The organism is Micromonospora pattaloongensis, from assembly GCF_900107255.1.
Lineage (GTDB): Bacteria > Actinomycetota > Actinomycetes > Mycobacteriales > Micromonosporaceae > Micromonospora_I > Micromonospora_I pattaloongensis.
The window spans coordinates 99,941-113,481 of record NZ_FNPH01000008.1 but is presented as its reverse complement, the minus strand read 5'-3'; the positions used below and the strand labels follow the sequence as shown (position 1 = coordinate 113,481).

Below are 13,541 nucleotides of genomic sequence, written 5' to 3'. Positions count from 1 at the left end.
GGTCATGGCGCGGCTGGAGGATCGACCGAACTCCCTGCGCTGGCATTACCCAGATCAGGTTCGAGGGTCTGCGGGCGTGACCCGCACTCTCAGCGCTGTGCGCTCCCCTGTCGGATGTGAAGTTGTCTCGCTGACGCTAGCACCCGCCGCGCGACCGTTAACAGCCTGGTCACGCGCGGCGTCACCGGCGGGCGGGGTGTCCGGGTTATGGTGAGCTGCCCCCCGGGCTTCCCCCGGCGGGTCTGCACCCGGCGATGGTCCGGATGGCCCGGCCGGGCACCGACAGTCCGTCGAGCGAAGGGGGCATATCGGCCGTGACCGCCGCCGATTCTCCGGCCACCCGGCCGGCGCCGCCGGCCGATGGCCTCCGGACCGGCGAGCCCCCGCGAGGAGCCGGCCGGCCGCCGCGTCGCCGGCTGTTCGGCGATCGCGTCGGCTCCATCGAGGTGCTCGCCGTCCTGCTGATCCTGCTGGTCCTCTTCCGGGGCCCGATCGCGAGCCTGATCTCCGACGCCCGGCTGCAGACCTGGACCACGGTCTTCGTCTCCGTGATGGTCCAGGCGATGCCGTTCCTGGTCTTCGGGGTGGCGCTCTCCGCGGTCATCGCGGTCTTCGTGCCCCGGTCGTTCTGGGCGAAGGCGCTGCCGAAGCATCCCGCGCTCGCCGTGCCGGTCGCCAGCGCCGCCGGGGTCGTGCTCCCCGGCTGCGAGTGCGGTTCGGTGCCGATCGCCGGGTCGCTGATCCGCCGGGGCGTGACCCCGGCGGCCGCCCTGGCGTTCCTGCTGGCCGCGCCGGCGATCAACCCGATCGTGCTGACGGCGACCGCGGTGGCGTTTCCGCGCAACCCGGAGATGGTCGTCGGGCGCGGCGTGGCCAGTCTGATCGTCGCGATGGTGATGGGCTGGCTCTGGCTGCGGCTGGGCCGCGCCGACTGGATCAAACTGCCGCACCGTCCCGACCTCGACGACCTGTCCCGGGGCCGCGCGTTCTGGGCCGCGGTGCGCCACGACGTCATGCACGCGGGCGGCTTCCTGGTGCTGGGCGCGATGGCGGCGGCCACCATCAACGTGATCGTGCCCGAGGTGTGGTTGCAGCGGCTCGCCGACGAACCGGTGCTGTCGGTGATCGCGCTCGCGCTCCTCGCGGTGCTGCTCTCCATCTGCTCGGAGGCCGACGCGTTCGTCGCCGCCTCGCTGTCGCAGTTCTCGCTCACGTCGCGACTGGTGTTCCTGGTCGTCGGGCCGATGGTCGACCTCAAGCTGATCTCGATGCAGGCGGGCACCTTCGGCCGCCGGTTCGCGCTGCGCTTCGCCCCGGCGACGCTCGCGATCGCGGTGCTGGTCGCGGTGGCCGTCGGAGGGGTGCTGCTGTGAACCGGCAGGCGCAGGCGGTGGTGCTGCTGCTGTTCGGTGGGGCCGTCGTGAAGGCGAGCGTCACCGACATGTATCTGCGGTACGTCAAGGAGGGGTTGCGGCCGTTCCTGATCGTCGCGGGCCTGCTGCTGATCGCGGCCGCGGTGATGACCCTCTGGTACGACCTCCGGCGCCGCCGGCCCACCCCGGCCACCGAGGGCGGCCCTGAGCACGACCACGGCCACGAGCACCACGGCCACGATCATGGGAACGGGCACCACGAGCCACGGGTGGGCTGGCTGCTGATCCTGCCGGTGCTCGGCCTGCTGCTGGTCTCGCCGCCGGCGCTCGGGTCGTACGCGGCCGCGCAGGCGGGCACGGCGCTGGCCGGGCAGCAGCTCTCCGACTATCCGCCGCTGCCCGAGGGCGACCCGGTGAAGATCAGTGTCCTCGACTACGCCTCCCGGGCGATCTTCGACGAGGGCGCCTCGCTCGGGCAGCGCCGCGTGCAGCTCAGCGGCTTCGTCGCGACCGGGCCGGACGGGCAGCCCATGCTGGCGCGGATCATCCTGTCCTGCTGTGCCGCCGACGGCCGCCCGATCAAGGTGGGCCTGGAGGGCGAGGCGCCGGCCGGGCTTGCCGCGGACACCTGGGTGGAGGTGGTCGGCGGCTACAGCCCGCGCACCGAGAGCGATCCGGTCAACGGCGAGAGCATCCCGTACCTGAGGGTGGAGTCGTGGCGGGAGATCCCCGTCCCGAAGCAGCAGTACGAGTAGCGGCGTCGATCGACGGTAGGCTGCCGGTCATGCAGATCGCCGCGCGTGGATTGCGGTTCGACGTGCACGTCGGCGGCCCGGACGACGGTGAGCCCATGCTGTTGCTGCACGGATTCCCGCAGCACAGCGGCGAGTGGGTGCACGTTCTCCCTGCCCTGCACGCCGGGCTGCGCACGTACGCGCTGGATCAGCGGGGCTACTCGCCGGGCGCGCGCCCGGCGGAGGCGGCCGACTACCGGATCGCGGAGTGCGTCGCGGACGCGACGGCGGTGCTCGACGCGCTCGGGGTGGACGCGGCGCACGTCGTCGGCCACGACTGGGGGGCGGTCGTCGGCTGGCAGTTGGCCGCCCGGCAACCGGCACGGGTCCGCACTCTCACCGCCATCTCCGTGCCGCATCCGCGGGCGTTGGGGCGGGCGCTCTCGACCGGCTTCGGCCAGCGGGCACGGTTCGCGTACATGCGGCTCTTCCAACGGCCGCGCCTCGCGGAGCGGGTGCTGCTGGGACGCGACGCGGCCGGGCTGCGCCTGGTGCTGCGGGGCGTGCCGCGGGATCGGGTCGACACGTATGTGGCGCCGATGCGCGCGCCGGGGGCGCTGACCGCGGCGTTGAACTGGTACCGGGCGCTGTCGCGGCGGGACTTCGCCGACATCGGACCGGTGACGGTGCCGACGACGTACGTGTGGAGCGACCGCGATGCGGCCGTCGGGGCGCGGGCGGCCCTGGCGTGCGGCGACGGCGTCCGCGGTGACTACCGGTTCGTGCGGCTCACCGGGGTGTCGCACTGGATCCCGGACCAGGCGCCCGGTCCGCTCACCGAGGCGATCCTGGCCCGGGTCGGGCGGGGAACGGCATGACGATCAGCGGCACGGCCTGGCCGCGCACTCGCAGCTCGCTCGCGGCGGATCTGCGCCGCCTGGGGGTGCGCCCCGGTTCGACGCTGCTGGTGCACTCGGCGCTGCGCCCGCTCGGCTGGGTCTGTGGTGGACCGCACGCGGTGGTGCTCGCGTTGCGGGACGCGCTCGGCCCGGACGGCACGCTCGTGGTGCCGACGCACACCCCGGAGAACACCGATCCGGCGACGTGGCGCAATCCTCCGGTGCCGCGCGAGTGGTGGCCGGTGATCCGCGACGAGATGCCGGGCTTCGACGCCGCCGCCACGCCGAGCCGCTGGATGGGGGTGATCGCCGAGGCGGTGCGCGCCTGGCCGGGGGCGCGCCGCAGCGACCACCCGCAGGTCTCCTTCGCGGCGGTGGGGCCGCGCGCCGAGCAGGTCGTCGGCGGGCACGCCCGCGCCGACATGCTCGGCGAGCGCTCGCCGCTGGCCCGTCTCTACGAGCTCGACGCCGACGTGCTGCTGCTCGGCGTGGGGCACGACTCGAACACCTCGTTGCACCTGGCCGAGTACCGGCGACCGGACCCGCCGCGGGAGCGGGTGGGTGCGGCCGTGCGTACCGCCGACGACGGCCGGGAGTGGGTGTGGTGGGAGGACGTGGCGCTCGACGAGAGCGACTTCGACCTGCTCGGCGAGGACCTGGACACGGCCGGCCTGGTGCGGGCCGGTGAGGTCGGCAGCGCGCAGTGCCGGCTGATGCGCCAACGCGACGCGGTGGACTTCGCGGTGCGCTGGCTGGCCGCGAACCGTTGAGGCTGGACGAGACCGGCGAATCCGGCGCGCGGCCAGTGACCCCTGTTTGATCATCGCGGTGTCCGGGCATTTCCGCGCCCACATTCGCGATGCATGGGGAGGGCGCGATGGTGCGAGAGAGCGAAAAGCAACGCTGGCAGCGGAACTTCACGGATCTGCTCCAGGAGTTGCGGGTGGCGCAGACGGGGATCCAGATCCTCTTCGCGTTCCTGCTGACGCTGCCGTTCAGTAACGGCTTTCCCAAGGTGGCGGAGTTCCAGAAGGACGTCTACGTGGTCGCGCTGCTCGCCGCGGCCGCGTCCACCGCGATGATCATCTCGCCGGTCGCGTTCCACCGCGCGCTGTTCCGGAAGGGACGCAAGCCGGAGCTGGTCCGCTTCGCGCACAGGATGGCGACCGGCGGCCTGGCGTTCATGTTGATCGCGATGGTCAGTGCGGTGCTGCTGATCACCGACTACATCCTGTCGCGCCCGGTCGCCTTCGCGCTCAGCGCCGTCACCGGGATCTGGTTCCTGATCTTCTGGGTCATCCTCCCGGTCACCACCCGCTACACCGACGAGGACGAGGACGACGAGGACGACGGGGAGGACGACGAGGACGAGGGCGTCCGGGCGGAGGCGGGCGCGTCGCGGGGATGACCGGGGCCCGGATGGCATCGATGACCCCCTACCCCTCGGTACTACCCGGGAGTAGCGTGGTTGCCAGTCAGCGCTGGTAGCCGTACCCACCTCGAGGGGGTAGCCGTGACCACGACGCAGAACAGCCGGTCCGCGGGGGCCGACGGGGTGGGTCCGCTGCCGGCCGAGGCCGGGCAGGTTTCCGAGCGGGAGGCGCGGCAGGTCGCCGAGGCCGCGCGCGAGTCGGAGTGGGGCAAGCCCAGTTTCGGCAAGGAGCTGTTCCTCGGTCGCCTCCGGCTCGACCTGATCGACCCCTGGCCCACCCCGGATCCGGCCGCGACCGCCAAGGCCGAGGAGTTCCTCGGCCGGCTCGACGAGTACGTCCGCTCCGACGTGGACGGTGAGCGGATCGAGCGGGACGCGCGCATCCCGGACGAGGTGTTCCAGGGCCTCGCCCGGCTCGGGGCCTTCGGCATGAAGATCGACGAGAAGTACGGCGGGCTCGGGCTGTCGAACCTGCACTACTGCCAGGCGTTGATGCGGGCCGGCTCGGTCAGCCCGGCGATCGGCGCGCTGCTGTCGGCGCACCAGTCGATCGGCGTGCCGCAGCCGTTGAAGCTCTTCGGCACCGACGAGCAGAAGCAGACGTTCCTGCCCCGGCTCGCCGCCGGCGAGGTCTCGGCGTTCCTGCTGACCGAGCCCGACGTCGGCTCCGACCCGGCGCGGCTGGCGACCACGGCCGAGCCGACGGAGGACGGCGCCGGCTACCGCCTCAACGGCGTCAAGCTCTGGGCCACCAACGGCACGGTCGCGACCCTGCTGGTCGTGATGGCCCGGGTCCCGGCGAGCGAGGGACGCCGCGGCGGGATCACCGCGTTCGTGGTGGAGGGGGACTCGCCGGGGATCACCGTCGAGCGCCGTAACGCCTTCCTCGGCCTGCGCGGGCTGGAGAACAGCGTGACCCGGTTCCACGACGTCTTCGTGCCGGCGGAGAACGTGATCGGTGGCGAGGGTCGCGGTCTGAAGATCGCGCTCACCACGTTGAACACCGGGCGGCTCTCGTTGCCCGCGATGTGCGTCGGCGCCGGCAAGTGGTGCCTCCACGTGGCGCGGGAGTGGGCGGCGGAACGGGTGCAGTGGGGGCGGCCGGTCGGCGCCCACGAGGCGGTGGCCACGAAGATCGCGTTCATCGCGGCCACGACGTACGGCATGGAGACCATGCTGGAGCTCTGCTGCCTGCTCGCCGACGACGACCGCAACGACATCCGGATCGAGGCGGCGCTGGTGAAGCTCTACGCCAGCGAGATGGCGTGGCGGATCGCCGACGAACTGGTGCAGATCCGGGGCGGGCGCGGCTACGAGACCGCGGAGTCGCTCGCCGCCCGCGGCGAGCGGCCGGCCGCGGTCGAGCAGATCCTGCGCGACCTGCGGATCAACCGGATCTTCGAGGGCTCGACCGAGATCATGCACCTGCTCATCGCCCGGGAGGCCGTCGACGCCCACCTGTCGGTGGCCGGCGACATCATCGACCCGGAGGCGGGGCTGGGCCGCAAGGCCCGCGCCGGGGCGCGGGCCGGCGCGTTCTACGCGAGGTGGCTGCCGACGCTCGCGGTCGGCCGGGGGCAGAACCCCGGCGCGTACGCGGAGTTCGGCGCGCTCGCCGGCCACCTGCGTTACGCCGAGCGCGCCTCGCGCAAGCTGGCCCGCTCGACGTTCTACGCGATGTCGCGCTGGCAGGGGAAGCTGGAGCGCAAGCAGGGGTTCCTGGGCCGGATCGTGGACATCGGCGCGGAGCTCTTCGCGATCTCGGCGGTCTGCGTGCGGGCCAACGCGCAGCGGGAGGCCCGCCCGGAGGGCGTGGAGCTGGCCGACCTGTTCTGCCGGCAGGCGCGGCTGCGCGTCGACGCGCTGTTCCGGGCGCTGTGGGAGAACACGGACCCGGTCGACGTCGCGGCCGCCAAGCGCGTGCTCGACGGCCGCTACGCCTTCCTTGAGCAGGGCGTCGTCGCCCCCTCCGACGACCGCGCCTGGGTCTCGACCTGGACCCCCGGCCCGGCCACCGCCCCCGACGTCCGGCGCCGCATCCCACCGCCCAGCTAGCGTCGATCGCACAGCTGTGGCGCCCGATCCGGCCCCGTGAACCACGTGTGCGAGGCACAACCGCACGAGCGTGGGACGGGGTCAGCGCGAGGTGCGGAGGCCGAGGGCGCGCAGCTCCAGCGCGGCCAGGGCATTGACCGTCGACTCGTCGCCGCGGCGCCATGCCTCGGCGACGTCCGGGTCGATCCGGGTGAGGGCGGGGAGCGGGCGGGCGGCCAGCGCCCGCAGCGCGAGCAGGTCGCGCCCCGACGGGGTGGAGCGCAGCGCGGCGGCCGCGGTGGCCCGGCGCATCCACCGGACCCGCAGCGGAAGCCAGCCGAGCAGCACCACACCGAGCGGGAAGACCAGCACCGCCACCGACAGCGCGAGCGCCAGCTCACCGACGAACGCCTGTTGGTCCCGCCCCGCCTCGGCCATCGACCGGGCCGCCTCGGCGGCGCGGTTGAACGGGGCGGTGAGCTCGTCGCCGACGAGCGGGACGCGCCCCACCTTGCCGCCGGCGTCGGCGAGGTTGTCGGCGAGCCCGCCGCCGGCGCCCTCCAGCTTCCGCCCCGGCACCGCGAGCTGCTCGACGAGGTCGTGCAGCCAGCTGGCGGCCCGGATCCAGAGGTAGACCCAGGCGGCGACGAGCAGATCCGTGAGGAGTTGGCGGGCGGCGGTGGGGAAGCGGTCGGCGTAAATCCTCATGCGGCTCAGCGTGCCGGAACGGGCGCGTCCCCGCAGGACACGCCGAGGGCGGCGACGGTACGTCAGCGTACGCAGGCCGGGCAGGTGCCGAAGATCTCCAGGGTGTGGCTGACGTCGGCGAACCCGTGCTGGGCCGCGACCCGCTCCGCCCAGTTCTCCACAGCCGGCCCCTCGACCTCCACGGTGCGGCCGCAGGCGCGGCACACCAGGTGGTGGTGGTGTCCCTGGCTGCACCGGCGGTAGAGGTGCTCGCCGCCCGGCGGGCGCATCACGTCGATCTCGCCGGAGTCGGCCAGCCCCTGCAGCGTCCGGTAGACGGTGGTCAGCCCGACCCGCTCGCCGCGCTCGCGCAGCATCGCGTGCAGCTCCTGCGCGCTGTGGAAGCCCTCCACCTCGGCCAGCAGGGCGCTGACCGCGCTGCGCTGGCGGGTGTTGCGCACGGCGGTGCCGTCGCCGCTCATCATCGGGCCTCCCGGGCGTGGCTCACCGCGTCGGCCACGATGTGCGCGACGTGCTCGTCCACCAGGGCGTACGCGATCTCGCGGCCGCGCCGCGACCCGCGCACCACGCCGGCGCCGCGCAGCACCCGCAGGTGCTGGGAGACGAGCGGCTGCGCCGCGCCGAGCTTGTCGACGAGCTCGTGGACGCAGCGCTCACCGGCGGCGAGCTCGGTGACGATGGCGACCCGGATCGGGGCGGAGAGCGCGCGCAGCAGCTCGCCGGCGCCCTCGTAGCCCTCGTACCCGTTCATGGTCGTCACCCCGTAACGGTAACCAATTCCGCCACGGCGTGGCGCCGCAGGACCGCCGACGCCGCAGCCGGGGTCGCCTCAGCGTTCCAGCACCACGTCGGGCGGCTCCAGCTCGGCGGTCGGCCGGGTGGTGGCCGGTAGGGACCGGCGGTGCAGCGTGCGCCGCAGGGCGGCGCCCAGCGCCACCGCCAGGAATGCGGCGATCGCCAGCACCACGATGGTGGCGCCGGGCGCGGTGTTGACCTGGCCGGCGAGCCACACCCCGGCGACAGCGGCGAGCAGCCCGACCCCCATCGCCAGCGCCATCGTGCTGCGGAAGCCGCGGGTGACCTGCTGCGCGGTGGCCACCGGCACGACCATCATGGCGCTGATCAGCAGCAGCCCGACCGTGCGCATCGCGATGGTCACGGTCACCGCGGTGGTCACCGCGAGCAGCAGGTTGAGGGCGCGCACGGGCAGCCCCGAGACCTTCGCGTACTCCTCGTCCTGGCAGACCGCGAAGAGCGCCGGCCGCAGCACCAGCATCGCGGCGAGCAGCACCGCGCCCAACCCCACGATGACCACCAGGTCGGTGGGGGAGGTCGTGTTCAGCGAGCCGAACAGGTACGACATGAGCGCCGCGTTGCTGCGGTTGCTGGAGAGCCCGACGAGCATCACGCCGCCGGCGATCCCGCCGTAGAACAGGATCGCCAGCGCGAGATCGCCGGAGGTGCGCCCCCGTTCCCGGATCAGCTCGATGGCGACCGCCCCGGCGGCCGCGACCAGCATGGCGGTGAGGATGGGGGACTGGTTGAGCAGCAGGCCGACGCCGACGCCGGTCAGCGCGACGTGGCCGACCCCGTCGCCGATCAGCGACATGCGGCGCTGCACGAGGTAGATCCCGAGCGCCGGGGCGGTCAGCCCGATCACGAGCGCCGCGATCAGCGCCCGGATCGCGAACTCGTACTGGAAGACGTTCATGCGCTCCACATCCGCGACGAATCCGACGGCGCGTGCGGGTGCACGTGGTCGTGCCCCGGCTCGGCGTGGTGGCCGGCGGGGGAGGGGACGGCGCCGTCGTGTGCGATCTCCCCGTGGTGGACGACGACCGCCCGGCTGATCAGGGGCGCCAGTGGGCCCAGCTCGTGGGCGACGAGCAGCACGGTCCCGCCACCGTCGACGAACCCGCGCAGCGCGTCCGCGAACGCCTGCTGGCTGGCCGCGTCGACCCCGGCCGTCGGCTCGTCGAGGACCAGCAGCTCGGGCTGCCCGGCGAGCGCGCGGGCGATCAGGGTGCGCTGCTGCTGGCCGCCGGAGAGGGTGGCGACCGGGTCGCCGGCGCGGTCGGTGAGCCCGACGGCGTGCAGCGCCGCGGCGACGGCCTCGCGGTCGGCGGCGCGCGCGGGCCGCAGCACGCCGCGCCGGGCCAGCCGGCCGGACGCGACGACCTCGGCCACGGTCGCGGGCACGCCGCTGCCGGCGCCGATCCGCTGGGGCACGTAGCCGATGCGCCGCCATTGCCGGAACCGGCGGACCGGGGTCCCGAAGAGCCGGACGGCGCCGCCGGTCAGCGGCGTCAGCCCGAGGATGGTGCGGATCAGCGTCGACTTGCCGGAGCCGTTGGCGCCGAGCACGGCGACGACCTCGCCGGCGGTCACGGCGACGGAGACGTCGCGCAGCACGGGACGGCCGTCGTAGGCGACCGTCCCGTGCTGGACCTCGATGACGGTGGGGCTCACGAGCAGCCCAGCGCGGACGTGAGCGCCGTGAGGTTGGTGCGCATCACCGAAAGGTAGTCGCCGGTCGTGCCGGGCTGCAGTCCTTCGATCGGGTCGAGGACGGCGCTCTTCGCGCCGACCTCGCGGGCGATGGTCTCGGCGACCTTCGGACTCGCCAGGGTCTCGAAGAAGATCGTCGTGGCCTGGTGTTGGCGCGCCTCGGTCACCACGTCGGCCAGCCGCTGTGCCGAGGGCTCGTCCTCGGGCGACAGGCCGGTGATCCCGATCTGCTCGAGCTGGTAGCGCTCGGCCAGGTAGCCGAACGCGCTGTGGCTGGTCACGATCTCCCGGCGCTGGCAGTTCTTCAGCGACTGCGCGTACTCGCGGTCGAGCGTCTCGAGCTCGGTGCGCAGCGCCTTCGCCCGCGCCGTGTAGTCCGCGGCGTGCGCCGGGTCGGCGGCGCCGAGCCGCTCGGCGACCTTGTCCGCGATGGTGGCGAGTCGGGTCGGGTCCAGCCACACGTGCGGGTCCGGGCCGGCGTGCTCGTCACCCGACTCCTCCGCGTGGCCCGCCTCCCCCTCGTGGTCGTGCCCGCCGGCGCTCGCCGTGAGCAGCGGGGTCGCGGTCGACACGTCGAAGGTCCGGTCCCCGCCCTCCTGCGCGACCGCTTCGTCGACGGCCGGCTGGAAGCCCTTGAGGTAGACGATGACCTTCGCGTCGGTGATCTGCGCGACCTGCTGCGGGTTGAGCTCGAGATCGTGGGGCTCGGCGCCGGGCTTGGCCAGGCTCGTCACCCGCACCGCGTCGCCGCCGACCCGCTCGGTGACGAACTGCAGCGGGTAGAAGGCGGTGACCACGCTCACGCGGTCGGGGTCGGCGTCGGCGGCGCCGGTGCAGCCACCGGCCCCGGCGAGGGCGACGAGGGCGGCCGCGGCGAGCGCGCGGCGAGAGGTGGTACGGCTGGGCATGACCCAACTCTGGTCGAGAATGAGAACGATTGTCAAAAACGCATGGGTGCATGTCATGACGGCTGACCACCCGTGCGTCCCTGGGGGACAACGGCGGCTAGAGGATCTTGACCAGTGCCGCGGTGACCAGCACGGTCAGCACGAGCACCCGCGGCAGCCGGGCGCGGGGCGGGTGCGCCGACCAGGTCGCGACCAGAAGCGCCGCGACCGCGCCGGCGAGCACCAGCAGCAGCGCGCCGCCGATGATGCCGGGCGCGAACAATCCGGCGAGCACCAGCGCGAGCGTGCCGAGAAACGCCGCCGTCGGGTTGACCCGGCCGAAGCGGGACAGCGGACCGTTCTGCGTAGGCTGCATGGCGACAGACTCTAGTGAGACATCGAGGAGACGCGTGTGCTGGTGATGAACCGGTTCGTGGTGACCGAGGAATCCGCGCCGGCGTTCACCGAGCGCGCCCACGCCGCGCTCGCCGCGCTCGCCGCCCGCCCCGGATACCGGCGCGGTCAGCTCACCCGCTCCCTCGACGAGCCCGACCACTGGTGCCTGGTGACCGAGTGGGAGTCGGTCGGCACCTACCGGCGGGCGCTGGGGGCGTTCGACGTCAAGGTGTACGCGACGCCGCTGCTCGCCGAGTCGCTGGACGAGCCCTCGGCGTACGAGCCGTTGGCGAGCGCCGAGCCCGGCGGCGCGGTCACCGTCTCCGCCAGCGACCGGGCCACCGAGCCGGGCCGCTGACCGGCACGGAAAACCGTTCCACGAGCCGCTGCGCGGCAGGGATTAGGCTTGCCCCCATGACCATTCCCGGACCGGCGACTCCGCCCGCCGTGGTGCCGACGCCGCCACCGGGTCCCGGGGCCCGTCCGCCGTTCGCGGCGCCCCCCACGGAGGGGCGCACCGCGCGGGTCTGGGTCGGGATCGGCGTCGCCGCCCTCGCGGTGCTGCTCTGCTGCGGCGGTGGCGCGGCCGCGCTGGTCGGGATCGCCGTCACCGGCACGCAGGCGGTCAACGAGCGGTCCCACGCGGTCGTCGCCGCCTACTTCGACGCGGTTGAGCAGCGGGAGTACGCCAAGGCGTACGCGCTGCTCTGCGACGACATCCACCGACGCGAGTCGGTGCCGGAGTTCGAGCGGCGGGTCTCCGCCGAGCCGGCGATCGACTCGTACACCATCGGCGACGCCACGATCGCCAACGTGGTGATCGTGCCGGTGGACGTCAGGTACGACCGCGGTGGGCAGCGGACGCTGCACGTCGAGCTCTCCCAGGACGCCGGGACCGGGGAGTTCGAGGTCTGCGGCATCCGGTGATCCGCGTCCGCGTCGCGGTCGTCGGTGCTGCCGGCGGCGGCGTCACCCGCCGGTCACGGTAGTCTCCTGGGCGGTCCGCCGTCGGTAACCGTGCCGTCGCGCCGGCCGTTGTTGATTTGTCCCGTCGCATCCCCGCCGACCGCCAGTCGGTGTAGGAGGAACTCATGCCAGCCGACCGTATCGACGCCGTCGTCAGCCTCGCCAAGCGCCGCGGTTTCGTCTTCCCGTCCAGCGAGATCTATGGCGGCACCCGATCCGCCTGGGACTACGGTCCGCTCGGCGTGGAGCTCAAGGAGAACGTCCGCCGGCAGTGGTGGAAGACGATGGTCCAGCAGCGTGAGGACGTCGTCGGCCTGGACTCGGCCGTGATCCTCGCCCGCGACGTCTGGGCCGCCTCCGGCCACCTCGAGGCGTTCGTCGACCCGCTGACCGAGTGTCAGTTCTGCCACAAGCGGTTCCGCGCGGACCACCTCGAGGAGGAGTTCGAGGCGAAGCACGGCCGGGCGCCGTCCGACCTGACCGAGCTGAACTGCCCGAACTGCGGCAACAAGGGCACCTTCACCGCGCCGCGGATGTTCAACGGCCTGATGAAGACCTACCTCGGCCCGGTGGAGAGCGAGGAGGGGCTGCACTACCTGCGCCCCGAGACCGCCCAGGGCATCTTCGTCAACTACAAGAACGTCGAGACGGTCGCCCGCAAGAAGCCCCCGTTCGGCATCGCCCAGACCGGCAAGTCGTTCCGTAACGAGATCACCCCGGGCAACTTCATCTTCCGGACCCGCGAGTTCGAGCAGATGGAGATGGAGTTCTTCGTCGAGCCCGGCTCGGACGAGCAGTGGCACGAGTACTGGCTGCAGGAGCGCTGGAACTGGTACCTCGACCTCGGGCTGTCGGAGAGCAACCTGCGCTTCTACGAGCACCCGAAGGAGAAGCTCTCCCACTACTCGAAGCGCACGGTCGACATCGAGTACCGCTTCCGCTTCGGCGGGACCGAGTTCGCCGAGCTGGAGGGGATCGCCAACCGCACCGATTTCGACCTCTCCACGCACAGCAAGCACTCCGGCGTCGACCTGTCGTACTTCGACCAGACCAAGGGCGAGCGCTGGATGCCGTACGTGATCGAGCCGGCCGCCGGCCTGACCCGCGCGGTGCTGGCGTTCCTGCTGGAGGCGTACGACGAGGACGAGGCGCCGAACACCAAGGGCGGCGTCGACAAGCGCACGGTGATGCGCTTCGACCCGCGGCTGGCGCCGGTCAAGGTGGCGGTGCTGCCGCTGTCCCGCAACGAGGCGCTGTCGCCGAAGGCGAAGGGGCTCGCCGCCGACCTGCGCAAGCGCTGGGTGGTGGAGTTCGACGACTCGCAGGCGATCGGTCGCCGGTACCGGCGCCAGGACGAGATCGGCACCCCGTTCTGCGTCACGGTCGACTTCGACACGCTCGAGGACAACGCGGTGACGGTCCGGGACCGGGACACCATGACCCAGGAGCGGGTCTCGCTGGATCAGGTCGAGCGCTACCTGATCGAGCGTCTGCCCGGCTGCTGACGCGTGACGAGCGGCTCCTTCCGCCCCGGCTTCCGGGCGGAGGGAGCCGTTTCGGGTAGTTCGGCCGGTTACCGCGGTGCGGCCCCCGCTGACCTCGTG

General features: G+C 72.9%; 16 protein-coding genes and 1 riboswitch. Of the genes, 9 read left to right on the top strand and 7 right to left on the bottom strand.

Annotation, left to right across the window (positions count from 1 at the left end; translation table 11 throughout):
• Nucleotides 1-13: 13 nt before the first annotated feature.
• Nucleotides 14-119: riboswitch (TPP riboswitch) on the bottom strand.
• A 195-nt stretch (nucleotides 120-314) separates the two neighbouring features.
• The 6 genes from BLW47_RS19230 (at nucleotide 315) to BLW47_RS19205 (ending at nucleotide 6,493) form a co-directional block, all read left to right on the top strand.
• A complete protein-coding gene (locus tag BLW47_RS19230; protein WP_425435418.1) occupies nucleotides 315-1,373 on the top strand; it encodes a permease in 1,059 nt (352 codons plus the stop codon).
• Complete coding sequence (locus BLW47_RS19225) at nucleotides 1,370-2,128, top strand: TIGR03943 family putative permease subunit (protein WP_091559635.1); 759 nt, start codon at nucleotides 1,370-1,372, stop codon at nucleotides 2,126-2,128. Before BLW47_RS19230 ends, BLW47_RS19225 begins: the two co-directional genes overlap by 4 nt.
• 29 nt (nucleotides 2,129-2,157) lie before the next feature.
• Nucleotides 2,158-2,985 carry an alpha/beta hydrolase gene (locus BLW47_RS19220; protein WP_091559632.1) on the top strand — a complete coding sequence of 276 codons (828 nt, stop codon included), beginning with the start codon at nucleotides 2,158-2,160 and terminating at the stop codon, nucleotides 2,983-2,985.
• Nucleotides 2,982-3,776, top strand: a complete 795-nt coding sequence (locus BLW47_RS19215; protein ID WP_091559629.1) for an AAC(3) family N-acetyltransferase — start codon at nucleotides 2,982-2,984, stop codon at nucleotides 3,774-3,776. The genes BLW47_RS19220 and BLW47_RS19215 overlap by 4 nt, the downstream gene beginning before the upstream one ends.
• Before the next feature lie 107 nt (nucleotides 3,777-3,883).
• Entirely contained in the window at nucleotides 3,884-4,414 is a 531-nt protein-coding gene (locus BLW47_RS19210) for a DUF6328 family protein (RefSeq protein WP_091559627.1), read from the top strand.
• 105 nt (nucleotides 4,415-4,519) lie between these two features.
• Nucleotides 4,520-6,493: an acyl-CoA dehydrogenase family protein gene (locus BLW47_RS19205; protein ID WP_091559624.1), complete on the top strand. Its 1,974-nt coding sequence runs from the start codon at nucleotides 4,520-4,522 to the stop codon at nucleotides 6,491-6,493.
• An 81-nt stretch (nucleotides 6,494-6,574) separates the two neighbouring features.
• Here the strand turns inward: BLW47_RS19205 and BLW47_RS19200 are convergent, their stop codons facing one another.
• The 7 genes from BLW47_RS19200 to BLW47_RS19170 all read right to left on the bottom strand — a co-directional run bounded on the left by BLW47_RS19200 (nucleotide 6,575) and on the right by BLW47_RS19170 (nucleotide 10,951).
• Complete coding sequence (locus BLW47_RS19200; RefSeq protein WP_091559621.1) at nucleotides 6,575-7,180, bottom strand: hypothetical protein; 606 nt, start codon at nucleotides 7,178-7,180, stop codon at nucleotides 6,575-6,577.
• 62 nt (nucleotides 7,181-7,242) lie between these two features.
• On the bottom strand, nucleotides 7,243-7,641 hold the full coding sequence (locus BLW47_RS19195) for a Fur family transcriptional regulator (RefSeq protein WP_091559618.1): 399 nt from the start codon (nucleotides 7,639-7,641) through the stop codon (nucleotides 7,243-7,245).
• Nucleotides 7,641-7,931: an ArsR/SmtB family transcription factor gene (locus BLW47_RS19190; RefSeq protein WP_425435420.1), complete on the bottom strand. Its 291-nt coding sequence runs from the start codon at nucleotides 7,929-7,931 to the stop codon at nucleotides 7,641-7,643. Before BLW47_RS19190 ends, BLW47_RS19195 begins: the two co-directional genes overlap by 1 nt.
• 78 nt (nucleotides 7,932-8,009) lie before the next feature.
• On the bottom strand, nucleotides 8,010-8,891 hold the full coding sequence (locus BLW47_RS19185) for a metal ABC transporter permease (protein ID WP_091559849.1): 882 nt from the start codon (nucleotides 8,889-8,891) through the stop codon (nucleotides 8,010-8,012).
• On the bottom strand, nucleotides 8,888-9,649 hold the full coding sequence (locus BLW47_RS19180; protein ID WP_091559611.1) for a metal ABC transporter ATP-binding protein: 762 nt from the start codon (nucleotides 9,647-9,649) through the stop codon (nucleotides 8,888-8,890). The genes BLW47_RS19185 and BLW47_RS19180 overlap by 4 nt, the downstream gene beginning before the upstream one ends.
• Nucleotides 9,646-10,596 (bottom strand): metal ABC transporter substrate-binding protein, encoded by a 951-nt coding sequence (locus tag BLW47_RS19175; RefSeq protein WP_091559608.1) that lies wholly within the window; start codon nucleotides 10,594-10,596, stop codon nucleotides 9,646-9,648. Before BLW47_RS19175 ends, BLW47_RS19180 begins: the two co-directional genes overlap by 4 nt.
• A 97-nt stretch (nucleotides 10,597-10,693) precedes the next feature.
• Complete coding sequence (locus BLW47_RS19170) at nucleotides 10,694-10,951, bottom strand: DUF6703 family protein (protein WP_091559605.1); 258 nt, start codon at nucleotides 10,949-10,951, stop codon at nucleotides 10,694-10,696.
• Nucleotides 10,952-10,987: 36 nt separating this feature from the next.
• Between BLW47_RS19170 and BLW47_RS19165 the strand changes: the two genes are divergently transcribed.
• From BLW47_RS19165 to BLW47_RS19155, 3 genes are all read left to right on the top strand, one after another.
• Complete coding sequence (locus tag BLW47_RS19165) at nucleotides 10,988-11,329, top strand: antibiotic biosynthesis monooxygenase family protein (protein ID WP_091559602.1); 342 nt, start codon at nucleotides 10,988-10,990, stop codon at nucleotides 11,327-11,329.
• Nucleotides 11,330-11,385: 56 nt separating this feature from the next.
• On the top strand, nucleotides 11,386-11,898 hold the full coding sequence (locus BLW47_RS19160) for a hypothetical protein (protein WP_245736772.1): 513 nt from the start codon (nucleotides 11,386-11,388) through the stop codon (nucleotides 11,896-11,898).
• Between the two features lie 164 nt (nucleotides 11,899-12,062).
• Nucleotides 12,063-13,442, top strand: a complete 1,380-nt coding sequence (locus tag BLW47_RS19155; RefSeq protein ID WP_091559599.1) for a glycine--tRNA ligase — start codon at nucleotides 12,063-12,065, stop codon at nucleotides 13,440-13,442.
• Nucleotides 13,443-13,541 lie beyond the last annotated feature (99 nt).

Bases quoted from the DNA above. Each gene is read 5' to 3' on its own strand.
- BLW47_RS19160 (WP_245736772.1), top strand. From the start codon at position 11,386: ATGACCATTCCCGGACCGGCGACTCCGCCCGCCGTGGTGCCGACGCCG.
- BLW47_RS19155 (WP_091559599.1), top strand. From the start codon at position 12,063: ATGCCAGCCGACCGTATCGACGCCGTCGTCAGCCTCGCCAAGCGCCGC.
- BLW47_RS19170 (WP_091559605.1), bottom strand. From the start codon at position 10,951: ATGCAGCCTACGCAGAACGGTCCGCTGTCCCGCTTCGGCCGGGTCAAC.
- BLW47_RS19200 (WP_091559621.1), bottom strand. From the start codon at position 7,180: ATGAGGATTTACGCCGACCGCTTCCCCACCGCCGCCCGCCAACTCCTC.
- BLW47_RS19190 (WP_425435420.1), bottom strand. From the start codon at position 7,931: ATGAACGGGTACGAGGGCTACGAGGGCGCCGGCGAGCTGCTGCGCGCG.
- BLW47_RS19215 (WP_091559629.1), top strand. From the start codon at position 2,982: ATGACGATCAGCGGCACGGCCTGGCCGCGCACTCGCAGCTCGCTCGCG.
- BLW47_RS19175 (WP_091559608.1), bottom strand. From the start codon at position 10,596: ATGCCCAGCCGTACCACCTCTCGCCGCGCGCTCGCCGCGGCCGCCCTC.
- BLW47_RS19195 (WP_091559618.1), bottom strand. From the start codon at position 7,641: ATGAGCGGCGACGGCACCGCCGTGCGCAACACCCGCCAGCGCAGCGCG.
- BLW47_RS19210 (WP_091559627.1), top strand. From the start codon at position 3,884: ATGGTGCGAGAGAGCGAAAAGCAACGCTGGCAGCGGAACTTCACGGAT.
- BLW47_RS19220 (WP_091559632.1), top strand. From the start codon at position 2,158: ATGCAGATCGCCGCGCGTGGATTGCGGTTCGACGTGCACGTCGGCGGC.
- BLW47_RS19185 (WP_091559849.1), bottom strand. From the start codon at position 8,891: ATGAACGTCTTCCAGTACGAGTTCGCGATCCGGGCGCTGATCGCGGCG.